Here is a 21,280-nt window from a genome sequence, read left to right on the forward strand (position 1 = left end):
CGCCGGGTGTGACCCCGCCGGGTGACGCCGGGGGCGGTCAGTGGCTGGTGGTGGCGTAGCGGTCCTCGTTGGGCATCAGGATCCACAGCACCAGGTAGACGATCACCTGGGTGCCGGGCAGCAGCAGCGACAGCAGGAACAGCAGCCGGACCAGGGTGGCCGAGGTGTTGAACCGGCGGGCCAGGCCGGCACAGACACCGGCGAGCATGCGCCCCTCGCGGGGTCGGACCAGTTTGCGACTCATCGTCGTACTCCCACTCTGCGGCGATCCGCCGCGCTGCATTCCACGGTAGGAAGGGGCGGCCACCGTGCCCTCCGTCCCGAGGGTGATCCGGTGACCCCGTACCCGTAGGTGGTTACCCGAGTCGACCCCGGCCGACGCCTACCCGCAGCGACGACGGGGTGCGGTGGGCCGGGCGGGTAGGCTCGCCGGTCGACACCGCCCCCATCCCGGGCGGGATCAGCAGGTCACCGGCGACCCCGGCGGCCACGGACCCGGCCGGACCCGGCACCACCCGGGCGACGGCGAGGAAGCGCAGCGATGATCAGTGTCTTCGACCTCTTCAGTGTCGGCATCGGCCCGTCCAGCTCCCACACGGTGGGCCCGATGCGGGCCGGGCGCACCTTCGTCACCGGGCTGAAGGCCGACGGGCTGCTGCACACCGTCACCCGGGTCCGGGCCGAGCTGTTCGGCTCGCTGGGCGCCACCGGCCACGGCCACGGCAGCGACCGGGCCGTGCTGCTCGGCCTGGCCGGCGAGAGCCCGGAGACGGTGGACACCGACAGCGTCGGCCCCCGGGTCGCCGAGATCCGCGCCCGGGGCCGGCTCGCCCTGCTCGGCACCCAGGAGATCGACTTCGAAGCGGACCGGGATCTGGTGCTGCACCGCCGCCGGTCGCTGCCGTACCACCCGAACGGGATGGTCTTCTCGGCCTGGGACGCGGCGGGGGCGCAGGTCCGCGAACGGACCTACTACTCGGTCGGTGGCGGGTTCGTGGTGGACGAGGCGGCGGCCGGGGCGGACCGGATCACGGTGGACACCACCGCCGTACCGCACCCCTTCTCGACCGGTGCCGAACTGCTCGACGTCACCGCCGGCACCGGCCTGTCGATCAGCGGGGTGATGCTCGCCAACGAGCTGTCCTGGCGCAGCGAGCCGGACGTGCGGGCCGGGCTGCTGGACATCTGGCGGGTGATGCGGGAGTGCGTGGCCCGGGGCGGCGCCCGCGACGGCGTACTGCCGGGTGGGCTGCGGGTCCGGCGGCGCGCCGCCGAGCTGCGCCGCAGCCTGGAGGCCGACGCCGGCTCGACCGACCCGCTGCGCGCGATGGACTGGGTGACCCTGTTCGCGCTCGCGGTCAACGAGGAGAACGCCGCCGGTGGCCGGGTGGTGACCGCCCCGACGAACGGCGCGGCCGGGATCATCCCTGCGGTGCTGCACTACTACACCCGGTTCGTGCCGGACGCCTCCGACGAGGGCGTGGTGCGGTTCCTGCTGGCCGCCGGGGCGATCGGGGTGCTGTTCAAGGAGAACGCCTCGATCTCCGGGGCCGAGGTGGGCTGCCAGGGCGAGGTCGGGTCGGCGTGCTCGATGGCCGCCGCCGGGCTGGCCGAGGCGCTCGGCGGCACCCCCGAGCAGGTGGAGAACGCCGCCGAGATCGGCATGGAGCACAACCTCGGGTTGACCTGCGACCCGGTCGGGGGGCTGGTGCAGATCCCCTGCATCGAGCGCAACGCGGTGGCTAGCATCAAGGCGATCACGGCGGCCCGGCTCGCGCTGCGCGGCGACGGGGTGCACCACGTCTCGCTCGACAAGGTCATCAAGACCATGCGCGAGACCGGGGCGGACATGAAGGTCAAGTACAAGGAGACGGCACGCGGCGGCCTGGCCGTCAACGTGATCGAGTGCTGAGGGGCGTTCGTTCACCGACTGCTAACCTGTCGTCCGTTGTTGTCAGGCGGGAGGCGACGGTGACCGCAGGCGTCACGGCGTTGTGGTCGCACCGCAACTCACTGCGCATCCTGGTCAGACGCGATCTCGCGGTGAAGTACCAGCAGTCCGTGCTCGGTTACCTCTGGTCGCTGATCGAGCCGCTGGGAATGGGCGCGATCTACTTCTTCGTCTTCGGGGTGCTCTACTCCGGGCCGACCAACAGGCACCTCGGCGAGGCCGCCGGGTCGTACCCGCTGTTCCTGATCACCGGCATCTTCGCCTGGATGTGGACGAGTTCGGCGCTGAGCGAGGCGACCAACGCGCTGACCGGGCAGTCCCGCCTGATCACCACCATGAACGTGCCCCGGCAGGTCTTCCCGATCGGCCGGGTCACCGGCCGGTTCGCCGAGTACGTCGCCGGCCTGCCGATCCTGCTGGCCGTCGCGGTCGCGTACGCCGTGCCGGGGCGGATCACGCTGGGCTGGTCGCTGCTGAGCCTGCCGCTGGCCGTCGCCGTGCAGGGCACCCTGCTGATCGGGCTGGCCCTGCTGCTGTCCGCGGTCAACGTGCTGATGCGCGACGTGGAGCGGTTCATGCGGCTGGTCATCCGGGTGCTGTTCTACGCCACCCCGATCATCTACCCGCTGAGCCTGGTCCGGGAGTCGGGCATGCCGGGCTGGATCAAGGTGGCGTACGAGCTGAACCCGCTGGTCGGCATCTTCCAGCTCCAGCACGCCATCTGGTACCCGGACGAGTTCCCCGACGCCCGGCTGCTGACCACCACGATCGCCGGGAGCCTGCTGGTGCTGGCGGCCGGCTGGTGGGCGTTCCGCCGGCTCGAACCGGCCGTGCTGAAGGAACTGTAGGTGCCGCCGATCATCGAGGCGCAGGGGCTCGGCATCCGGTTCGTCCGCAACCGGCGTCGGCAGCTCCGGCTGCGGGAACTGTTCATCCACCGGGGCGGGCGGGCCGCCACCGACCAGTTCTGGCCGCTGCGGGACGTCTCGTTCACCGTCGCGCCGGGCGACACGCTCGGCGTGATCGGGCGCAACGGCACCGGCAAGAGCACCCTGCTGCGGCTGATCGCCGGGGTGCTCATCCCCGACGAGGGGCGGATCACCGTCTCCGGTGACGTCGCGCCGCTGCTGGAACTCTCCGCCGGCTTCTCCAACGACCTGACCGGCCGGGAGAACCTCTACCTGGTCGGCGGGCTGCACGGGCTCTCCACGGGCTACCTGCGGCGACACTTCGACGACATCGTCGGGTTCGCCGGTGAGCAGGTGGAACGGGCCATCGACACCTCGGTGCGGCACTACTCGTCGGGGATGAAGGTGCGGCTCGGGTTCGCGATCATCTCGCACCTGCCGCACCCGATCCTGCTGATGGACGAGGTGACCGCGGTGGGCGACGCGGAGTTCCGCAAGAAGTGTTACTCGACGATCGACCGACTGCTCGCGGAGGGGCGCACCTTGGTGCTGGTGTCACACAACGAGAAGGACCTGACCCGGTTCTGCCGTCGGGGGCTCTACCTCGACGGCGGGCGGCTGACCGTGGACGGGACGGTCGCCGAGGCGCTCGACGCGTACCACGCCGCGGTGCCGCGATGACCGTGGCGATCGTGCTCGCCGCCGGTGCGCCGGCCGCGGGCCTGCCCACCGGCACGGGCGAACCGCTGGCCGACCGGCTCGCCGGGCAGTTGCACCGGGCCGGGGCGGACCGGGTGCACACCGTCACCGACCTGCAGGCGCTTGCCGCCCTGGTGGACACCCTCACCGGACCGGTCCTGGTCACCGGGGGCGACCTGGTCGCGCACACCGCCGTACTGCGGCACCTGGCGACCAGCCCGGTCGGCCCGACGGTGGCCCTGGTGCTCACCGACCCGCCGGCCGCCGGCCGGACGCAGGTGCGCGAGGAGCGCGGGCAGGTGGTCGACGCCGGTCCGGAGTTGCCCGACGCCACCGGCGTCTTCGGCGGCGCGGTGCGGGTCGGCGCGGACGACCTGCCGGCGCTGGCCGCCGCCGCCCGCTCGGCCGCCGTCGCCCCGGCGGCCGGTGCCGCCGTGGACCGGCTGTTCGCCGCGCTCACCGACCTCGGCACCCTGACCTTCGCCCACCGGGTACGCCTGCTCGTGGCGCACCGGGTCGCCGACCCGGCCGGGCTGGCCGTCGCCGAGACGGCCCTGGCCGGGGTGGACGAGGACCGGGCGCAGCTGCGGCTGTCGGTGAAGGAACGCGACGACTTCTTCACCACCTACTTCGTCAGCACCTGGTCGCCGTACGTGACGAAGGCGTGTGCCCGGCTGGGTCTGACGCCGACCGGGGTCACCATGATCTCGGTGCTGTTCGCGGTGGTCGCGGCGGTGCTCTTCGGCGCCGGCGGGCGGCCCGCCCTGGTGGCCGGTGCGGTCCTGCTCTACCTGGGGTTCGTGCTGGACTGCGTGGACGGGCAGTTGGCCCGGTACACCCGGCACTTCAGCGCCTGGGGCGGCTGGCTGGACACGATGGCCGACCGGGCCAAGGAGTACCTGGTCTACGCCGGGCTGGGCTACGGCGCGACGCACGCCGGGTTCCGGTACGGCTGGGCGCTGGCCATCGCCGCGATGACCTTGCAGACCGTCCGGCACATGACCGACGCCTGGTACGGGGTGCTGCACGACGAGGCGGCCCGGCGTCCGCGCCCGGCCGGCCCGGCCGCCGGGGGGATCGGCGGGAAGCTGAACGCCGCCTCGACCCGGGTGCAGGCGGACACCGGCTCGGTGTCGTACTGGCTGAAGCGCACGGTGGTCTTCCCGATCGGCGAGCGGTGGGCGTTGATCGCGGTCACCGCCGCGCTGTTCGGGCCGCTGGTCAGCCTGGTCTCGGTGCTGGTGTGGGGGGTGCTGGCGTTCGGCTACACGGGCGCGTTGCGGACCCTGCGGGCGCGCTGGATGTGGGTGCCGGTGCTGGACACCGTCGACGCGACGCTGCACCGCGACGATGGTCCGCTGGCGGCCCGGCTGCCGGTGGTCCGGCCGATGGGCCCGTTGACCCTGGCGGTGCTCGGGGCGCTCGGGCCGGCGGTGCTGCTGGTGGTGGGGTTGTTCCGGGCGGTCGGCGACGGTGACCCGGGTGGCCTGCGCTGGTGGCTGCCGGTGGCGCTGGTGGTCCTGCTGGTCGCCGGGCTGGGTGCGGGCGCGGCGCACAACGGGCCGCTGGACTGGCTGGTGCCGGCGGCGCTGCGGGCCGGCGAGTACCTGTTCGCCGCCGTGGTCGGGGTGGTCGGCGGGGTGCCGGCGTGGCTGGTCTTCGGGTACGTCTTCGTGCTGACCGTGCACCACTACGACCTGACCGCCCGGTTGGAGAAGCGGCAGGCGGCCCCGCCGTTGCACGCCTGGACGCTGGGCTGGGAGGGGCGTTCGGTGCTGCTGGCGGTGGCGGCGATCGCCGGATTTGCCACCCCTGCCATGGCTACAATCGGTACGTACCTTCTGGTGGTTTTCGTGGCGAGTGTCGTTCTGGCCTGGGTGGTCCTGCCGGCCCGCGCGGGCCGGGCGGCGGCCGTACCGGTGCGGGGTGCTTCGCCGGGCTGACGACGGGGGGCGGCCGGATGACGCTGATCAGCTTCGTCGTACCGGCCTTCCGGGTGCAGGGCTACCTGCGCGAGTGCCTGGACTCGCTGCTCGGCCAGCCGTACCGGGACATCGAGGTGATCGGAGTCGACGACGCCTCCCCGGACGCCTGCGGCGACATCCTCGACGAGTACGCCGCCCGCGACCCCCGGGTCCGGGCGGTACGTCTGCCGCACAACGTCGGGCTCGGTCCGGCCCGCAACATCGGGCTGGACCGGGCCACCGGCGAGTACGTATGGTTCCTCGACGGCGACGACCGGCTCGCCCCCGACTGTCTGCCCGAGGTCGCCGACCGCCTCACCGCCACCCGCCCCGACGTGCTGCTGGTCGACCACGTCCGGGTGCACTGGGACGAGCACGCCACCCGCAGCGCCCTGCCGGAGGTCTTCCCCGATCCGCCCGGCGCGGCGACGTTCCGGCTGGCGGAACGGCCCGAGACGCTGCGCCTGCTGCACACCGCCTGGAACCGGCTGGTCCGCCGGGAGTTCCTGACCGGCCTCGGGCTGCGCTTCGCCCCCGGCTGGTACGAGGACGTCGCGTTCAGCTACCCGGTGCTGCTGGCCGCCGGGCGGATCGGCGTGCTCGACCGGGTCTGCGTGCACTACCGGCAGCGCCGGGCGGGCGCGATCACCCGGACCCTCGACGACCGGCACTTCGAGGTCTTCGACCAGTGGCACCGGGTGTTCGCCTTCCTCGACGGGCGGCCCGACCTGGCCGGCCTGCGCCCGGTGGTCTTCGAGCGGATGATCTGGCACTACCTGACCGTGCTCGGCAACGGCGACCGGATCGCCCCGGCGCTGCGGCCGGCGTTCTTCCGGCGGATCACCGCCGACCACCGGCGCTTCCGCCCGCCCGGCGGCTACCCGGTGCCGGACGGCGGGGACGGGCTCAAGCACCGGCTGGTCGCCGCCGGCCGGTGGCACACCTTCAGCGCGTTGCGCGCCGTCAGCCAGGCCCGGGAGACCACGCGGCTGACCGGGCGGCGGGCCCGGCCGGTGGCCCGGCGGACCGCGCGGCTGGCCCGCGACGCGCTGCTGCACGAGTACTACCGGGCCGAGCTGCGCCGGCCGATCGACCCGACGCTCGCCGTCTACGCCGCCTACTGGTACCGGGGCTACGCCTGCAACCCGGCGGCGGTGCACGCCGCCGCCCGCCGGCTCGCCCCGCAGGTCCGGGGGGTGTGGATCGTCCGCCGGGACCGGGTCGACACCCTCCCGCCCGGCACCGAGTACGTCGTCGCCGGCACCCGCGACGCCCAGCGGGCGCTGGCGCGGGCCCGCTGGCTGGTCAACAACGTCAACTTCCCGGACTTCGTGCGCAAGCGTCCCGGCCAGGTGCACGTGCAGACCCACCACGGCACCCCGGTCAAGGTGATGGGCCTGGACCAGCAGCGGTATCCGCTCGGCGCGGTCGGGATGGACTTCGCGGGGCTGCTGCGCCGGGTGGACCGCTGGGACTACAGCATCACCTCCAACGCCTTCTCCACCCAGATGTGGGACCGCGCCTACCCGGCGGACTACGTCCGGCTGGAGGTGGGCTACCCGCGCAACGACCGGCTGGTCACCGCCACCGCCGAGGAGGTGCGCGCGGTCCGGGCCGGGCTCGGGATCGCCCCGGACGAGCGGGTGGTGCTGTACGCGCCGACCCACCGGGAGCACCTGCCCGGTTACCGGCCGCCGTTCGACCCGTACCGGCTGCTGGACGTGCTGGGGCCGGCCGGCCGGTTGCTGATGCGCAGCCACTACTTCCACGACCGGGAGGGCCGGGTCCGGCGGCGGGCCGAGGGGCGGGTGGTCGACGTCAGCGACGTCGGCACCGTCGAGGACCTCTACCTGGCCGCCGACGTGCTGGTCACCGACTACTCGTCGGCGATGTTCGACTACGCCGTGCTGGACCGGCCGATCGTGATCTACGCGCCGGACCACGACGCCTACCGGTTGGCCCGGGGGGTCTACTTCGACGTGACCGCCGAGCCGCCGGGCGCGGTCGCGCTGACCTTCGACGAACTCCGGGAGGTCTTCCGCTCCGACGCGGTGACCGGTGCGTCGGCCGAGCGGGCCCGACGGGCGTTCCGGGAGCGGTTCTGCGGCTGGGACGACGGGCACGCGGCGGAACGGGTGGTCCGGCGGGTGTTTCTCGGCGAATCAGGGTGAGGATCCGGGCGGATCGCCGTACTGGCCCGTAATAGGGCTGTCATCAGCCGAACATGGCACGTTTACCCGATGTGCTAACCCCATGATGCTCGCCACAGTCAACCCCGGGGTTCGGCCAAGCTGGGGGAGGAGACGGTGACCACCGTCGCGCTGAAGGACGTCACAAAAGTATTCCCGGACGGGACAATTGCCGTCGACAACGTCAGTCTCGACGTCGTCGACGGGGAGTTCATGGTGCTGCTGGGCCCGTCCGGTTGCGGGAAGTCGACCGTGTTGCGGATGATCGCGGGCCTGGCGGAGCCGACCACCGGTGCGGTGATGCTCGACGGTGAGGTCGCCAACGACCTGCCGCCGCGCGACCGGAAGATCGCCATGGTCTTCCAGGACTTCGCGCTCTACCCGCACATGTCCGTCGGTGACAACATCGGCTTCCCGCTCAAGCTGTCCGGGGTCGAGCCGGTGCCCCGGGGCGAGCGGGTGCAGGACGTGGCCAGCGCGCTCGGCATCGGCGACGTGCTCGGCCGCAAGCCGAGTCAGCTCTCCGGCGGCCAGCGGCAGCGGGTCGCGATGGGTCGGGCGATCGTCCGCCGGCCGGGGCTGTTCCTGATGGACGAGCCGCTGTCCAACCTGGACAGCGGGCTGCGGGCCGAGCTGCGCGCCGAGATCTCCGCGCTGACCCGCGAGCTGGGTGTCACCACCATCTACGTCACCCACGACCAGGCCGAGGCGCTGACCATGGCCGACCGGGTGGCCATCATGCGCAAGGGCGTGCTCCAGGACGTCGGCACTCCCACCCAGGTCTACGGCCGCCCGGCGACCCTCTACGTCGCGGCGTTCCTCGGCAGCCCCCGGATGAACCTGCTTGAGGCGTCGGTCTACGTCCACCTCGACCGGTACGTCACGCTGACTCTCGGCGACCAGGCGCTCTACCTGCCGTGGGACGACATCCGCAGCCGGGCGGTGGCGCACTACCACGGCGAGCGGATCGTGGTCGGGATGCGGGCCGAGGCGCTCACCCCGGTCGCCCCGGACACCCCCGGTGACGTGCTCCAGGGCCGGGTGCGTTACCTGGAGCACCACGGGCACGAGTCGCTTGCCTTCCTCGACATCGGCGCCACCGCCATCATGGTCGACGAGATGAGCGCCCCCGCCGAGGACGCGGTCCCCGGCCAGCGCGGGCTGCGCCGGTTCGGCCAGGTCATGTCCCGGCTCACCGGGCGGGCCACCGACCCGGAGGAGAACGACCGGGCATCCGACGGCAACCGCACCAGCGTGCTCAACGACCCCGGCCGGCACCACCGCCGCCCGGCCGAACTGGCGGTCCGGCTGGCCCCGTACCCGGCGATCTCGGCGGGGCACCCGATGGCGGTCGCGGTCCGGATGGACGCCCTGCACTTCTTCGACGAACGCGGCGACCGGATCGACGTCGGCTGGCGCTGACCCGTCGAGTCCCTGCCCGGTGCGGCGCAATGTCGTTGGAATTGCGGTATCCGCAGGTCCTGATGCTGCAATTCCAGTGACATTGCGAGAATTGTGCAGGGGCTTGGCGGGGTGTTTACCCGCGGGTAACGTCGGGGGTATGACCGTTGACTCCCGGGAGGTGGCGGCCGGGGTGCTGCGGGCCGTCCCGTTCGCCCGCACGCTCGGCTTCGAGATCGTCGAGGTCGCGCCGGAGGCCGAGGGCGGGGTCCGGGCCGTCGTCCGGCTGCCCGACTCGCCGGCCACCCACAACCACGTCGGCGGCCCGCACGCCGGTGCCATGTTCACCCTCGGCGAGACCGCCTCCGGCGCGGTGGTGATGGCCGCGTTCGGGCAGGTGCTCGACCGGGCCGTGCCGCTCGCCGTGCGGGCCGACATCGCGTACCGGCGGGTGGCGATGGGCGAGGTGCGGGCGACCGCACGGCTCGGCCGCCCCCCGGCCGAGGTGCTCGCTGAGCTGGACGCCGGCCAGCGCCCCGAGTTCCCGGTGGCGGTGGAGATCGGTACCCCCGACGGGACCGTCACCGCCACCATGACCGTCCTGTGGACGCTGCGCCCGAACCGCTGACCCGCGTGGCGGGGGTTTGCCCGGTGGGGGCGCTGGATAGATTCGTAGCGTGCTGGGCCTACCTGCTCATGTGACCGCCTGCCTCTTCGACCTCGACGGCGTGCTGACCCAGACCGCCAAGGTGCACAACGCCGCCTGGAAACAGACCTTCGACGACCTGCTGCGCCGGCACGCCGAGGCCGGCGGCGAACCGTTCCGGCCGTTCGACCCCGGCCCGGACTACCACCGCTACGTCGACGGGAAACCGCGCGCCGACGGGGTGCGTTCCTTCCTCGCCTCCCGGGGCATCACCCTGCCCGAGGGGAGCCCCGACGACCCGCCCGACGCGGAGACCGTCAACGGGGTCGGCAACCGCAAGAACGTCGTCCTGTTGGACCGGATCCACCACGACGGCGTGCAGGCGTACCCCGGGTCGGTGGCCTACCTGAAGGCGGCCGAGCAGGCCGGGCTGCGCCGCGCGGTCGTCTCGGCCAGCGCCAACTGCCGCGACGTGGTCGCCGCCGCCGGCCTGGAACCCCTGCTGGAGGTACGCGTCGACGGGCTGGTCGCCCGCGCCGAGGGGCTGCGCGGCAAACCGCATCCCGACACCTTCCTCGCCGCCGCCGAGCTGCTCGGGGTGGCCCCCGCCGACGCGGCCGTGTTCGAGGACGCGCTGGCCGGGGTGGCCGCCGGCCGGGCCGGCGGCTTCGGCCACGTGATCGGCGTGGACCGGGTCGGCCAGGCCGACGAGCTGCGCGCCCACGGTGCCGACGTGGTCGTCACCGACCTCGCCGAGCTGCTACGCGGGCCGGCCGCATGATCCGGGAACGCGCCTACCCGGTCGAGCCGTGGCACATCCGGGAGACCCGCCTCGACATGGACGTGCTGGCCCAGTCCGAGTCGGTCTTCGCGCTCTCCAACGGCCACATCGGGCTGCGCGGCAACCTCGACGAGGGCGAGCCGCACGGCCTGCCCGGCACCTACCTCAACTCGTTCTACGAGCTGCGTCCGCTGCCGTACGCGGAGGCCGGGTTCGGGTTCCCCGAGTCGGGGCAGACCATCGTCAACGTCACCAACGGCAAGCTGATCCGGCTGCTCGTCGACGACGAACCCCTCGACCTGCGCTACGGCGAGCTGCTGAGCCACGAACGGGTCCTCGACCTGAGGGCCGGCACCCTGCACCGGGAGATGCACTGGCGCTCGCCCGCCGGCCGGGAGGTGAAGGTCCGCAGCACCCGGCTGGTCTCCTTCACCCAACGGTCGGTCGCCGCGATCCACTACGAGGTGGAGGCGGTCAGCGGCCCGCTGCGGCTGATCCTCCAGTCCGAGCTGGTCGCCAACGAGAACCTGCCGGCGCAGAGCCGCGACCCCCGGGTCGCCGCCGTGCTGGAGTCGCCGTTACAGGCCGAGGAGGAGCTGACCACCGACGACGGCGGCCTGCTCATCCACCGCACCAAGGTCAGCGGGTTGCGGGTGGCCGCCGGCATGGGCCACGACGTGGACGCCCCGGGCCGGACCACCCTGGAGTCCGAGGGGTACGAGGACTGGGTCCGGACCACCATCGGCTGCGTGCTCCAGCCCGGCGAGACGGTGCGGGTGGTCAAGTACCTCGCGTACGGCTGGTCCAGCCGACGCTCGCTGCCCGCGCTGCGCGACCAGGTCGGCGCGGCGCTGGCCGCCGCCCGGCTGACCGGCTGGGACGGGCTGCACCGGGAGCAGCGCGAATACCTCGACGGATTCTGGGACGCCGCCGACGTCCGGGTCGAGGGGGACCCGGAGGTGCAGCAGGCCGTCCGGTTCGGACTGTTCCACGTGCTCCAGGCCGGGGCGCGGGCCGAACGCCGGCCGATCTCCGCCAAGGGGCTGACCGGTCCCGGCTACGACGGGCACGCGTTCTGGGACACCGAGATGTTCGTGCTGCCGGTGTTGACGTACACCCAGCCGGGCGCGGTCCGCGACGCCCTGTACTGGCGGCACGCCACCCTGGAGCAGGCCCGGGAGCGGGCCCGGACGTTGAACCTGGCCGGCGCGGCGTTCCCGTGGCGCACCATCGAGGGGCCGGAGTCCTCGGCGTACTGGCCGGCCGGCACCGCCGCCTTCCACATCGCCGCCGACATCGCCGACGCGCTGCGCCGCTACGTCCTGGTCACCGGCGACGAGCAGCTCGAACGGGACATCGGCCTGGAACTGCTGGTGGAAACGGCCCGGCTGTGGCGTTCCCTGGGCCACCACGACCGGTACGGCCGGTTCCACATCGACGGGGTGACCGGCCCCGACGAGTACACCGCCGTCAAGAACGACAACATCTACACCAACCTGATGGCGCAGCGGAACCTGCTCACCGCCGCCGACTGCGCGATGCGACTGCGCGACGAGGCCCTCGACCTCGGGGTGTCCGAGGAGGAGGCGGCCGAGTGGCGGGACGCCGCCACCGCCATGCACATCCCGTACGACGAGGACCTCGACGTGCACGAGCAGGTGGAGGGGTTCACCCGGCTCCAGGAGTGGGACTTCGCGCACACCCCGACCGAGAAGTACCCGCTGCTGCTGCACTACCCGTACTTCGACCTGTACCGCAAGCAGGTGGTCAAGCAGGCCGACCTGGTGCTGGCCATGCACTGGCGGGGGGACGCCTTCACCGATGCGCAGAAGCTGCGCAACTTCCTCTACTACGAGCGGCGTACCGTGCGGGACTCGTCCCTGTCGGCCTGCACCCAGGCGGTGCTCGCGGCCGAGGTGGGCCACGCCGAGCTGGCGCACAGCTACCTGCGGGAAGCCGCGCTGATGGATCTGCACGACCTCAACGAGAACACCCGCGACGGCGTGCACATGGCGTCGCTGGCGGGGGCCTGGATCGCGCTGGTGGCCGGGTTCGGCGGGCTGCGCGACCACGACGGCGAGCTGTCGTTCGCCCCCCGGCTGTCCAGCCGGTTGAGCCGGTTGGAGTTCTCGTTGCAGTGGCGGTCGATGCGGCTGCGGGTGGACGTCCGACCGCACCAGACGACGTACTCGCTGCGTAACGGCGGCCCGGACACGGTGGTGGAGCTGCGGCACCACGGCGAGACCGTGCGGGTCACCTCCGCCGCGCCGGTGACCGTGCCGGTGCCGCAGCGCCACGGGAGCGGCCCGGCACCGGAGCAGCCGCCCGGCCGGGCCCCGCTGCTGCGGCTGCCCGAGTCCCCCGGCTGACCCCGCCGACGGGTCGCCGCCGCGACCGCGACGGCGACCCGCCACCCGTAACTGATCGGCGGGTCAGAACTGGGGGCCGTTGGAGGGTCGGCCACCGGCGTCGCGCGGGGCGACCGCCCGAGGGTCCTCGGGGGTGCGCGCCTGCGCCGCCTCGTCCGCCCAGTCGGGCTCGTGCCCGGCGTCCGGTTCGGGGCGGTCCTGCTCGATGGTCCGGGTCTGCTGACGTGCCTTCCGCTTGGCCATGGCGAACCTCGTGATCCGTGCGCGGCGCGGCTGCGCCGGTGTCCCGCGCGTGTTCCCGCCGGCCACCCCCGCAAACCGCCGCCGGGCGCGGGTCGGTCAGGTGTCGAGGTGGCGGGCGAAGGCGAGGCGCAGGTGGTTCTTCGGGCGGGCGCCGACGATCGAGCCGGCGACCTGCCCGCCGACGAACACCAGCATGGTGGGCAGCGACATCACCCCGTACGCCCGGGTGGTGTCGGGGTTCGCGTCGGTGTCCAGGGCGACCACCCGCAGCCGGTCGCCGAACTCCTCGGCCAACTCGGCGAGGTGCCGGGAGGTGCCGACGCAGGGTGGGCACCAGTCGGCCCAGAAGTCGACCACCACCGGCCGGTCGGCGGCCAGCACCGTGTCGGCGAAGGTGGCGTCGGTGACGGCGGTCAACCGGTGCGCTGCCGTGTCCTGAGGCATGTTTCCTCCCGTTGTGCGATGGCGTGGGCGAGCTGGTCGTGCAGCCGGCGGCGGACCGCGCCGAGCCGGTCGAGGTAGACGTCCACCTCGGCCAGCTTGCGGCGCAGCACCGCCACCGAGTCGGGGCAGACGTCCCCGGAGGCGTGGCCGGCCCGCAGGCAGGCCACGAAGGGCCGGATGTCGTCGAGGCCGAAGCCGACCGCCAGCAGCGCCCGGATCTCGTGCACCACCCGCAGTTCGGCCTCGTCGTACACCCGGTAGCCGTTGGCCGAGCGACGGGGCCGGACCAACCCGTGCGTCTCGTAGTACCGCAGCGTGCGGGTGCTCGTCCCGGCCCGCTGCGCCAGTTCGCCGATCAGCATCCCGACCTCCCCGGCGGCGTCTCCCGGCGTCACGCTAGACCTTGTCGCCGGTGTCAAGGCAACGGGTGAGAGCGGCCCCCGGGCGGGTAACCGCCACCGGCCGGCGAGCGGGAAGGGGCAACCACCATGGGGGTACGCGCCGAGGCGACGGTGTCGCTGGGGGAGGTCAGGCTGCCGGCGGACGTCGACGGGCCGGACGACGCGACGGGGGTGGTGCTCTTCGCCCACGGCAGCGGCAGTTCCCGGCACAGCCCGCGCAACGTGGCGGTGGCCCGGGTGCTCCAGCGTCGCCGGCTGGTGACCGTGCTGGTGGACCTGCTCACCGCCGAGGAGGACGAGGTCGACGCCCGGACCGCGCAGTGGCGCTTCGACATCGACCTGCTGGCCGACCGGCTCACCGGCACCCTCGACTGGCTCGCCGCCGAACCCACGCTGGGCCGGCTGCCGGTCGGCCTGTTCGGGGCGAGCACCGGGGCCGCCGCCGCGCTGGTGGCCGCCGCCGCCCGCCCGCAGCGGGTCGCCGCCGTGGTGTCCCGGGGCGGCCGGCCGGATCTGGCCGGCCCTGCCCTGTCCGGGGTACGCGCGCCGACGCTGCTGCTGGTGGGTGGCCTCGACGACCAGGTGATCACGATGAACGAGCAGGCCGCCGAGCTGCTCGCCGCCCCGCACGAACTGCGCGTGGTGCCCGGCGCCGGGCACCTGTTCGAGGAGCCCGGCACGCTCGACCAGGTGGCCGACGCGGCCGCCGACTGGTTCACCCATCATCTCCCCGTCCCCGCCTGACGGGGCGGGCCGGCGGGCCGGCGGGCCGGCCTCAGGCCGGGGAGGCTAGGGGGGCGATGTTGCGGTGTCCGAGGGCTCGGATGCCACAACATCGCCCGCCTTGCGACGAAGAGCGCCGGGTGTCTCAGGCCGGGGCGGCGGGGGGCTCGTCGCGGCGGTGGTGGGGGCGGTCGGCCGGCGGGGTCGAGGCGACCTGCTCCCGGTGCCGCTGGACGGTGTCGACCACCCGGTAGGCGACCGCCGCGATCGGCACCGAGACGAAGGCCCCGGCGATGCCGGCGATCAGCGTGCCCGCCGTGACCACCACCAGGATCACCGCCGGATGCAACTGCACCTGCCGCTTCATGATCAACGGTTCCAGCAGGTTGCCCTCGACCTGCTGGACGGCGATCACCGCGGCCAGCACCAGCAGCGCCGTGGTCGGCCCGTTCGCGGCCAACGCCACCAGGACGGCCACCGCGCCGGCCACCGTCGCCCCGATGATCGGCACGAAACCGCCGAGGAAGGTGATCAGTGCCAGGGGTAGCGCCAACGGCACCCCCAGCAGCACCAGCGCCAGCCCGATCCCGATCGCGTCGATGGCCGCGATGACCATCGTGCCCCGGCTGTACGAGCCGAGGGTGCGCCAACCGACCCGGCCCGCCTCGGCGGCCACCGTACGGTTCGGCCCGGTCATCCGGCGCAGCACCCAGTGCCACATCGACCGGCCGTCCTTGAGCAGGAAGAACAGCAACACCAGGGCGAGCAGGGTGGAGCCGAGCGCCTCGGCCGCCGTACGGGCCCCGCCGACCGGGTCGGGGGCGCTGCCGCCCAGCCCGTCGCGGACCTGCCCGATCAGCTTGTCGAGTTGGGCGTCACTGACCGGCAGGGTCCCGGTGACGAAGTCGCGGGAGCGTTGCAGCCCCTCGTCGAGCTGCTGGCTCAGCTCACCGAACTGGGCGGCCGTTAGGTTCCACACCAGCACCCCCACCCCGACCAGCACCCCGAGCAGCAGCAGGACGCTCAGCAGCGCGGCGAGCGCGGCCGGAACCCGCAGCCGGCGTAGGGCCAGCAGCACCGGGTCGAGCAGCGCGGTGAGGAAGAGGGTGACCGCCACCGCGATCGCCAGCGGCGCGAGCAGCACCGCCACCCGGCCCAGCAGGTAGCAGCCGAACACCACGACCACCAGGCAGGCGCTCCACACCACCGCCGTGCGGACCAGCCAGGGCAGCGCCGCCCAGGCCTGCCGTGGGCTGGGGCGGGCGCCCGCAGCCGTCACCTCGGGCGTACGCCCGGCACCGTCCTCGACCACGTCGGTTCCTCCTCGGTCTCGGCGGGGTCGATACCCGACCGGGCCGACCGCGACACCCGGTGGCTCAACGCCGTGCCGGCGGGCAGGTTCCGTTCAGGACGGTCGTTTCCGGACGGTGCCGCCCGCGCGAGGACCGCCCGCTGCTGCCGCGCCGTGGTGCGCTCCCGGTGTTTGCGCCCGGGTGGTCGGGGAACGCAGCAGACAGCGAACGAGGAGGGGACATCATGAGTGACTTCCTGAACAAGGCCAAGGACTTCGCGGACAAGCACGACAAGCAGGTCGACCAGGGCCTGGACAAGGCCGGCGACTACGCCGACAAGCGGACCGGCGGCAGGTACGACGAGCAGATCGACAAGGGCGTCGACGCCGCCCAGGCGCACACCGGTGAGGGCGACCAGGGCCGCTGACCGGTTTCCCACTGCCGGGCCACCCCGTTCGGGGCGGCCCGGCAGCATCGTGTCAAGGGCTGATCACCTCTGGTAACCATCGAGGACTCTCGCTACTATCCGCACTCGGGGCATGACTCACCGTGGAGTCGTGTGGAGTGGGTCGGCGCGCGAGCCCGCGGGCCGTCAACGAGAGGGAGCATCCCCGGTGACCGAGACAACACACGCCACGCAGGCCCGGCCGTATCCGTTCAGCGATCCGCACCGGCTCGACGTCGACCCCCGCTACGCCGGGCTGCGCCGCGACGAACCGCTGGTCCGGGTGCAGCTCCCGTTCGGGGAGCCGGCCTGGCTGGCCACCCGGCACGCGGACGTGCGGACCGTACTGGGTGATCCGCGGTTCAGCCGGGCCGCCGCCGTCGGACGGGACGAGCCGCGCAGCGTCCCCTACCAGCGGGAGTCCGGCATCCTCGGGATGGACCCGCCCGAGCACAGCCGGCTGCGGCGGCTGGCGGCCAAGGCGTTCACCGCCCGGCGGGTCGAGGAACTGCGCCCACGCACCCGGGAACTGGCCGACGAACTCGTCGCCGGCATGATCTCCGCCGGGTCACCGGCCGACCTGGTCGCCCACCTCGCCACCCCGCTGCCCATCCGGGTGATCTGCGACCTGCTCGGAGTGCCGGTCGCCGACCAGGACCGGTTCCACACCTGGTCCGAGGCGATCGTGTCGACCACCTCGCTCCGGCCGGAGGTGGCCGAGAGCTACCTCGACCAACTGCTGTCGTACATGGCGGGGCTGATCGCGAAGCGGCGGGTGACCCCCACCGACGACCTGATCGGGGCGATGGTCCGGGCCCGCGACGAGAACGCCGACCGGCTCACCGAGGACGAGATGGTACGTCTGGCGGCGGGCCTGCTGGCCGCCGGCCACGAGACCACCGTGACCCAGATCCCCAACCTGGTCTACGTCCTGCTCACCGAGCCCGCCGTCTGGCAGCGGCTGCTCGACGAGCCGTCCCTGGTGCCGTCCGCCGTGGAGGAACTGCTGCGGTTCATCCCGCTCGGCGCGACCTCCGCGTTCGCCCGGTACGCCCTGACGGACGTCGAACTCGGCGGGGTGCTGGTCCGCGCCGGGGAACCGGTGCTGGTCTCCATCCCCTCGGCCAACCGGGACGAGACCGTCTTCCCCGACGCCGACCGGCTCGTCCTCGACCGGGAGACGAACCCGCACCTCGCCTTCGGTCACGGCCCGCACCACTGCATCGGGGCCCAACTGGCCCGGATGGAACTCCAGGTGGTCCTGGAGACGCTGCTGACCCGCACCCCGGGCCTGCGGCTGGCGGTGCCCCCGGCGGCACTGACCTGGAAGAGCGGCCTGCTCGTCCGGGGTCTGACGGCGTTGCCCGTGAACTGGTAGCGAAAGGAACGGTGGAGCAGATGGGGGACAGCGGCTGGCGGGTGCACGTGGACCCGACCCGGTGCATCGGGGCGGGGATCTGCGCGAGCTACGCCCCGGCCCACTTCGTCCTGGTGGACGGGGGGTTGTCCCGGCCGGTGGCCGAACGGATCGACCCGGCGGACGCGGTGCTGGACGCCGCCGAGTCCTGCCCGATGGAGGCGATCGTGGTGTCCGACGCGGCGGACGGCAGCCGGGTCGCCCCGGAACCGTGACCGGACCCGGTGGTCACCTCCGGCGGGGTACCCGGAGATGACCACCGGCGACGGTCAGCCCTGCCCGTCGTGCAGCTCGGCCCGGCTGGTCGGCCGCCCGCTCAGCGAGTCCCTGATCCGGTCGACCAGCCCGGCACCGGGGTTGATCAGCCGGTTCGCCGGTGGGTGGTCCGGTGCGCCGGGATGCGGGCGGGTCGGCAGGTGCCCCTTCGCCGCCGACACCCGGTCGGCCAGCTCCACCAGCTCCTCGTGGGCGACTGCCGCCCGTAGCCGGGGGAACAGCTCCGACTCCTCCTCCCGTACGTGGTGCCGGATGCTCTTCGCCAGGTGGCTGATCAGCGGCTCGAAACGGGCGTCGGACGGGTCCAGCGGCTCCAGTTCCTTCAGCGTCCGCTCGGCGGCGGCGTGTTCGGCGATCTCGTGTTCGGCGAGCTGGTCGCCGTCGGGCAGGGCCCGACGGGCGGTCGGGTAGACGTACATCTCCTCGGCGACCGCGTGCCGGACCAGTTCGGCGATCAGCACGTCGGCCAGCCGGCGGCGGTGCTCGGCGGTGCCCTGCGGGTTCTCCAGCTCCACGAAGATCGCCTCGATCTCGTGGTGGTCGGCGGTCAGCACGTCCACCACGTCCTGAGCCGTGGTGGCCTGTAGGTCGCTCATCTCGGTGCCCCTTACCGGTTGCGGACGGATCGGCTCCTGGCGGGCCTGTACCCACGGCCGGCCACCCGAACCCATCACCGTCGATGAGCCACCACCCGTCGACCCCGCCCGCTGGCGACGGTCAGCGCCCCGCCGGTCGCCAGCCAGCCGGCCCGTCCGTCGCGCCTGTCGGTCCTATTCGGACGTGAGCGGCGGGAGGGAGCCGAGCAGGCGGGTCACGCCGATCTCGATGACCACCCGCTCCGGGTTCGGGCGCGGCGGGCGGTAGCGCTCGGCGTACCGGCGCTCGGCCTCGGCCACCGCTGCGGCGTCGGTCCGCAGCACCGCCCGGCCCTCGACGGTCAGCCACCAGCGGCCGTCGAGGTGACACGCCGCCACGGGGATCCCCGCCGCACCGGCGGCGGCGACGTACCGGGCCTTGGCCGAACCGGCGGACGTGATCACCCGGGCCAGCCCGGCCGCCGGATCGTAGGTCAGCCCGACCGGTACGACGTGCGGCGTGCCGTCGGGCCGCAGGGTGGTCAGCGTGGCCAGGTGCCGCTCGCGGCAGAACGTGAGGACCCGCTCGTCGTCCGGGTCCAACCGGTGCCTGCCGGCCATGTCCGTCCCCCGTCCCAGGGCCGGCGTGACCCCGGCTCGGCCCCGATCATGACACGATCTGGCGGGACTGGCCCGGACCGGGCGGGACACCCGTGCGGCCGGGTTGACCGGGCAGGCTGCGACCGGCGGCCCGGCGGCGGTGGGCCAGCCGGGTCAGGTAGATCAACGCCCCGGCCAGCACGCCCATGTCGTCCAGGTAGATCGGGTCGGGCAGGAGGTCGACCGGGCAGATCGTGTAGATCAGCGCACCGTAGAACGCCACCTTGCCGCCCACACCGAGCGTGCCGAGCAGCCGTCGGGTGCGGACCACCCGTACCGCCAGCAGGACCGCGCCGACCAGTGTCGCCAGCGCAAGGACCGCGCCGACGACGACGAGCGCCCACATCTCCCGGGACATGCCCGCAACGCTAGTGCAGCGCCGCCCACCGTGCCGCTGTCCGCAGTGCGACGCGCCGCCGTCACCGGCGGGTGGCGCGGCCCGGCGTCGGCGGCGACGTCGTCGTGCGGTCGGTCAGGTCGTGGGGGTGGGTCAGTAGGCGGGGACGGCGGCCCGGCCGCGCGCCACGACCGGGTTCTCCCGGGTGGTGTCCGCCGCCGAGCGTGGGGCCTCCGGCATCGGCAGCACCGACTCGGCCCGCTCCGGGCGGCGCTCCCGCGCGGCGAACGCCTCGTCGCGCAGGCTGCGGGCCGCCGCGCCGGCCAGGTCGGCGGCCCGCCAGGCCGCCTGCTCCCGGGCGACCGCCGCCCGGTGCCGGGCCGCCAGGTGGTCCCGGGTCGCACGGCGCAGCACGAGTTCCTGCTCCACCGGGTGCCGGCGCGGGTCCCAGCCGGCCCGGTGGGCGAGGGCGTCGGCGAGCTGTTCGTCCGACAGCTCACCGCGCCGGTGCGCCTCCTCGGCGGCCCGGTGCAGCCAGCGTTCCCGGTCGGCGTACTCGGCGGGGGTCTGGCCGGTGTGCGGCAGGGGCATGACCGCGGCGGCGGCGAGCCGGCGCAGGTGCGCCTCGGCCGCCTCCAGGGCGGTCCAGGCCGACTCGACCTCGTCCTGGGTGGCGAGCCACTCGGCCCGCAGCCGGCTCGCCGTGGTGCCGGCCCGCTCGGCCGCCACGGCGACCTCCTCGGCGTACCGGGTGTGCTCCCGGTCCTGCTCGGCCCGTTCCGGGTCGTCGGGCAGGGCGGCGTCGCGGAACCGGCCGGCCGCCGCCAGCCGGAGCCGGCCGGGCCGGACCACCAGGGCCGCGACGGCGACGGCGGCGAGGGCGAGCAGGATCAGCCAGATCGCGGCAGCGGCGGGAACATCGGGCAGGACGGCGGAGAAGACGGTCTGCATCACCAACACCTCACGGTGGACAACGACGTGGACGGACGGGGGCCCGGCAGCGGGCGGAAGCTGGGCGGCGCGTCCTGCGACGGGTGGACCGGATCGGGTGGACCGGATCTGCCGGACCGGACCGCGGTCGGGCCGGCCGGGCACCCGGGGCCGTGGTCGGCAGGGCCCGGTCGTGGCCGGCCGGGCGGCGCAGGTGCCGCGCGGCTCAGCTCCGGGGCGGGCCGCGGCGGCCGGTGGCGTCCCGGACCGGGTCCGGCGTCGCCCCGGCGGCCGGCGCGACGGGCCGGGCGGCGTTCTCGACGGCGGGCGTCGGCGGCTGGGGTCGCAGCGACCCGTCGTCGGGCCGCCCGTCACCGGGTCGGGCGTCGGCCCGATCGCCGGTCGGCCGGGCGTCGGCGGGCAGTGTCGCCACCCGCGAGGTCACCACGGAGGGTCGGGCGGTGACGGCGACCGGGCCGCCGGTGACGGCGAGGAACCCGCCGAGGCCGGCGGCGAGCACCAGCGCGGTGACCGCCAGCCGGGTCAGGTCGCGCAGCCTCGACACCCAGACCGGCTGGGTGGGGGCTACGCGGATCACCCGTCCAACCTATCCCCGACCGGCCGTACGC

The 21,280-nt window shown here is 73.7% G+C and carries 23 protein-coding genes; 13 read left to right on the forward strand and 10 right to left on the reverse strand.

Annotation, left to right across the window (positions count from 1 at the left end):
- Positions 1 to 37 precede the first annotated feature (37 nt).
- Positions 38 to 244: a PspC domain-containing protein gene (locus JQX11_RS16755; RefSeq protein WP_204925876.1), complete on the reverse strand. Its 207-nt coding sequence runs from the start codon at positions 242 to 244 to the stop codon at positions 38 to 40.
- 297 nt (positions 245 to 541) lie between these two features.
- On the opposite strand from JQX11_RS16755, the gene JQX11_RS16760 reads away from it, so the two are divergent.
- From JQX11_RS16760 to JQX11_RS16800, 9 genes are all read left to right on the forward strand, one after another.
- A complete protein-coding gene (locus tag JQX11_RS16760; RefSeq protein WP_204925877.1) occupies positions 542 to 1,912 on the forward strand; it encodes an L-serine ammonia-lyase in 1,371 nt (456 codons plus the stop codon).
- Positions 1,913 to 1,971: 59 nt separating this feature from the next.
- The gene (locus tag JQX11_RS16765) at positions 1,972 to 2,799 is read left to right on the forward strand and encodes an ABC transporter permease (RefSeq protein WP_204925878.1); all 828 of its coding nucleotides are present in this window, start codon (positions 1,972 to 1,974) and stop codon (positions 2,797 to 2,799) included.
- Positions 2,800 to 3,540 carry an ABC transporter ATP-binding protein gene (locus JQX11_RS16770; protein WP_204925879.1) on the forward strand — a complete coding sequence of 247 codons (741 nt, stop codon included), beginning with the start codon at positions 2,800 to 2,802 and terminating at the stop codon, positions 3,538 to 3,540.
- Positions 3,537 to 5,501 (forward strand): DUF5941 domain-containing protein, encoded by a 1,965-nt coding sequence (locus tag JQX11_RS16775; RefSeq protein WP_204925880.1) that lies wholly within the window; start codon positions 3,537 to 3,539, stop codon positions 5,499 to 5,501. The genes JQX11_RS16770 and JQX11_RS16775 overlap by 4 nt, the downstream gene beginning before the upstream one ends.
- 17 nt (positions 5,502 to 5,518) lie before the next feature.
- On the forward strand, positions 5,519 to 7,693 hold the full coding sequence (locus tag JQX11_RS16780; protein ID WP_204925881.1) for a bifunctional glycosyltransferase/CDP-glycerol:glycerophosphate glycerophosphotransferase: 2,175 nt from the start codon (positions 5,519 to 5,521) through the stop codon (positions 7,691 to 7,693).
- A gap of 135 nt (positions 7,694 to 7,828) precedes the next feature.
- A complete protein-coding gene (locus tag JQX11_RS16785; protein ID WP_204925882.1) occupies positions 7,829 to 9,133 on the forward strand; it encodes an ABC transporter ATP-binding protein in 1,305 nt (434 codons plus the stop codon).
- A 139-nt stretch (positions 9,134 to 9,272) separates the two neighbouring features.
- On the forward strand, positions 9,273 to 9,740 hold the full coding sequence (locus JQX11_RS16790) for a DUF4442 domain-containing protein (RefSeq protein WP_204925883.1): 468 nt from the start codon (positions 9,273 to 9,275) through the stop codon (positions 9,738 to 9,740).
- A gap of 49 nt (positions 9,741 to 9,789) precedes the next feature.
- Entirely contained in the window at positions 9,790 to 10,539 is a 750-nt protein-coding gene (locus JQX11_RS16795) for a beta-phosphoglucomutase family hydrolase (RefSeq protein ID WP_204925884.1), read from the forward strand.
- Positions 10,536 to 12,908 (forward strand): glycoside hydrolase family 65 protein, encoded by a 2,373-nt coding sequence (locus JQX11_RS16800; RefSeq protein ID WP_204925885.1) that lies wholly within the window; start codon positions 10,536 to 10,538, stop codon positions 12,906 to 12,908. Before JQX11_RS16795 ends, JQX11_RS16800 begins: the two co-directional genes overlap by 4 nt.
- 63 nt (positions 12,909 to 12,971) lie before the next feature.
- On the opposite strand, the gene JQX11_RS16805 is transcribed toward JQX11_RS16800, so the two are convergent.
- The 3 genes from JQX11_RS16805 to JQX11_RS16815 all read right to left on the reverse strand — a co-directional run bounded on the left by JQX11_RS16805 (position 12,972) and on the right by JQX11_RS16815 (position 13,957).
- Positions 12,972 to 13,151 (reverse strand): hypothetical protein, encoded by a 180-nt coding sequence (locus JQX11_RS16805; protein WP_145917639.1) that lies wholly within the window; start codon positions 13,149 to 13,151, stop codon positions 12,972 to 12,974.
- Between the two features lie 96 nt (positions 13,152 to 13,247).
- Positions 13,248 to 13,595 (reverse strand): thioredoxin family protein, encoded by a 348-nt coding sequence (locus JQX11_RS16810; RefSeq protein WP_269756885.1) that lies wholly within the window; start codon positions 13,593 to 13,595, stop codon positions 13,248 to 13,250.
- Positions 13,565 to 13,957, reverse strand: coding sequence for a MerR family transcriptional regulator (locus tag JQX11_RS16815; RefSeq protein ID WP_204925987.1), 393 nt, complete (start codon positions 13,955 to 13,957; stop codon positions 13,565 to 13,567). The genes JQX11_RS16810 and JQX11_RS16815 overlap by 31 nt, the downstream gene beginning before the upstream one ends.
- A 126-nt stretch (positions 13,958 to 14,083) precedes the next feature.
- Between JQX11_RS16815 and JQX11_RS16820 the strand changes: the two genes are divergently transcribed.
- Positions 14,084 to 14,740 carry a dienelactone hydrolase family protein gene (locus JQX11_RS16820; RefSeq protein ID WP_204925886.1) on the forward strand — a complete coding sequence of 219 codons (657 nt, stop codon included), beginning with the start codon at positions 14,084 to 14,086 and terminating at the stop codon, positions 14,738 to 14,740.
- Positions 14,741 to 14,864: 124 nt separating this feature from the next.
- Here the strand turns inward: JQX11_RS16820 and JQX11_RS16825 are convergent, their stop codons facing one another.
- Positions 14,865 to 16,031 (reverse strand): AI-2E family transporter, encoded by a 1,167-nt coding sequence (locus JQX11_RS16825; protein WP_307826215.1) that lies wholly within the window; start codon positions 16,029 to 16,031, stop codon positions 14,865 to 14,867.
- A 224-nt stretch (positions 16,032 to 16,255) separates the two neighbouring features.
- Between JQX11_RS16825 and JQX11_RS16830 the strand changes: the two genes are divergently transcribed.
- From JQX11_RS16830 to JQX11_RS16840, 3 genes are all read left to right on the forward strand, one after another.
- Complete coding sequence (locus JQX11_RS16830; protein ID WP_204925887.1) at positions 16,256 to 16,438, forward strand: antitoxin; 183 nt, start codon at positions 16,256 to 16,258, stop codon at positions 16,436 to 16,438.
- Between the two features lie 187 nt (positions 16,439 to 16,625).
- Positions 16,626 to 17,834, forward strand: coding sequence for a cytochrome P450 (locus tag JQX11_RS33445; RefSeq protein WP_307826216.1), 1,209 nt, complete (start codon positions 16,626 to 16,628; stop codon positions 17,832 to 17,834).
- A 20-nt stretch (positions 17,835 to 17,854) separates the two neighbouring features.
- Entirely contained in the window at positions 17,855 to 18,088 is a 234-nt protein-coding gene (locus tag JQX11_RS16840; RefSeq protein ID WP_204925989.1) for a ferredoxin, read from the forward strand.
- A 54-nt stretch (positions 18,089 to 18,142) separates the two neighbouring features.
- On the opposite strand, the gene JQX11_RS16845 is transcribed toward JQX11_RS16840, so the two are convergent.
- From JQX11_RS16845 to JQX11_RS16865, 5 genes are all read right to left on the reverse strand, one after another.
- Positions 18,143 to 18,745 (reverse strand): hemerythrin domain-containing protein, encoded by a 603-nt coding sequence (locus JQX11_RS16845; RefSeq protein ID WP_204925889.1) that lies wholly within the window; start codon positions 18,743 to 18,745, stop codon positions 18,143 to 18,145.
- 174 nt (positions 18,746 to 18,919) lie between these two features.
- On the reverse strand, positions 18,920 to 19,345 hold the full coding sequence (locus JQX11_RS16850; protein WP_204925890.1) for a TIGR03618 family F420-dependent PPOX class oxidoreductase: 426 nt from the start codon (positions 19,343 to 19,345) through the stop codon (positions 18,920 to 18,922).
- Positions 19,346 to 19,391: 46 nt separating this feature from the next.
- Positions 19,392 to 19,742, reverse strand: coding sequence for a DUF1232 domain-containing protein (locus JQX11_RS16855; protein ID WP_204925891.1), 351 nt, complete (start codon positions 19,740 to 19,742; stop codon positions 19,392 to 19,394).
- 132 nt (positions 19,743 to 19,874) lie between these two features.
- Positions 19,875 to 20,672, reverse strand: a complete 798-nt coding sequence (locus tag JQX11_RS16860) for a hypothetical protein (protein WP_204925892.1) — start codon at positions 20,670 to 20,672, stop codon at positions 19,875 to 19,877.
- Between the two features lie 205 nt (positions 20,673 to 20,877).
- Positions 20,878 to 21,249 carry a hypothetical protein gene (locus JQX11_RS16865; RefSeq protein WP_204925893.1) on the reverse strand — a complete coding sequence of 124 codons (372 nt, stop codon included), beginning with the start codon at positions 21,247 to 21,249 and terminating at the stop codon, positions 20,878 to 20,880.
- Positions 21,250 to 21,280 lie beyond the last annotated feature (31 nt).

This window comes from Micromonospora humida, from assembly GCF_016901255.1.
Classification (GTDB): Bacteria; Actinomycetota; Actinomycetes; order Mycobacteriales; family Micromonosporaceae; genus Micromonospora; species Micromonospora wenchangensis.

What these genes read in the sequence shown, in the direction of transcription:
- JQX11_RS16755 (WP_204925876.1), bottom strand. Translation starts at nt 244, where the DNA reads ATGAGTCGCAAACTGGTCCGACCCCGCGAGGGGCGCATGCTCGCCGGT.
- JQX11_RS16760 (WP_204925877.1), top strand. Translation starts at nt 542, where the DNA reads ATGATCAGTGTCTTCGACCTCTTCAGTGTCGGCATCGGCCCGTCCAGC.
- JQX11_RS16775 (WP_204925880.1), top strand. Translation starts at nt 3,537, where the DNA reads ATGACCGTGGCGATCGTGCTCGCCGCCGGTGCGCCGGCCGCGGGCCTG.
- JQX11_RS16780 (WP_204925881.1), top strand. Translation starts at nt 5,519, where the DNA reads ATGACGCTGATCAGCTTCGTCGTACCGGCCTTCCGGGTGCAGGGCTAC.
- JQX11_RS16790 (WP_204925883.1), top strand. Translation starts at nt 9,273, where the DNA reads ATGACCGTTGACTCCCGGGAGGTGGCGGCCGGGGTGCTGCGGGCCGTC.
- JQX11_RS16800 (WP_204925885.1), top strand. Translation starts at nt 10,536, where the DNA reads ATGATCCGGGAACGCGCCTACCCGGTCGAGCCGTGGCACATCCGGGAG.
- JQX11_RS16805 (WP_145917639.1), bottom strand. Translation starts at nt 13,151, where the DNA reads ATGGCCAAGCGGAAGGCACGTCAGCAGACCCGGACCATCGAGCAGGAC.
- JQX11_RS16810 (WP_269756885.1), bottom strand. Translation starts at nt 13,595, where the DNA reads ATGCCTCAGGACACGGCAGCGCACCGGTTGACCGCCGTCACCGACGCC.
- JQX11_RS16815 (WP_204925987.1), bottom strand. Translation starts at nt 13,957, where the DNA reads ATGCTGATCGGCGAACTGGCGCAGCGGGCCGGGACGAGCACCCGCACG.
- JQX11_RS16820 (WP_204925886.1), top strand. Translation starts at nt 14,084, where the DNA reads ATGGGGGTACGCGCCGAGGCGACGGTGTCGCTGGGGGAGGTCAGGCTG.
- JQX11_RS16830 (WP_204925887.1), top strand. Translation starts at nt 16,256, where the DNA reads ATGAGTGACTTCCTGAACAAGGCCAAGGACTTCGCGGACAAGCACGAC.
- JQX11_RS16840 (WP_204925989.1), top strand. Translation starts at nt 17,855, where the DNA reads ATGGGGGACAGCGGCTGGCGGGTGCACGTGGACCCGACCCGGTGCATC.
- JQX11_RS16845 (WP_204925889.1), bottom strand. Translation starts at nt 18,745, where the DNA reads ATGAGCGACCTACAGGCCACCACGGCTCAGGACGTGGTGGACGTGCTG.
- JQX11_RS16850 (WP_204925890.1), bottom strand. Translation starts at nt 19,345, where the DNA reads ATGGCCGGCAGGCACCGGTTGGACCCGGACGACGAGCGGGTCCTCACG.
- JQX11_RS16855 (WP_204925891.1), bottom strand. Translation starts at nt 19,742, where the DNA reads ATGTCCCGGGAGATGTGGGCGCTCGTCGTCGTCGGCGCGGTCCTTGCG.
- JQX11_RS16860 (WP_204925892.1), bottom strand. Translation starts at nt 20,672, where the DNA reads ATGCAGACCGTCTTCTCCGCCGTCCTGCCCGATGTTCCCGCCGCTGCC.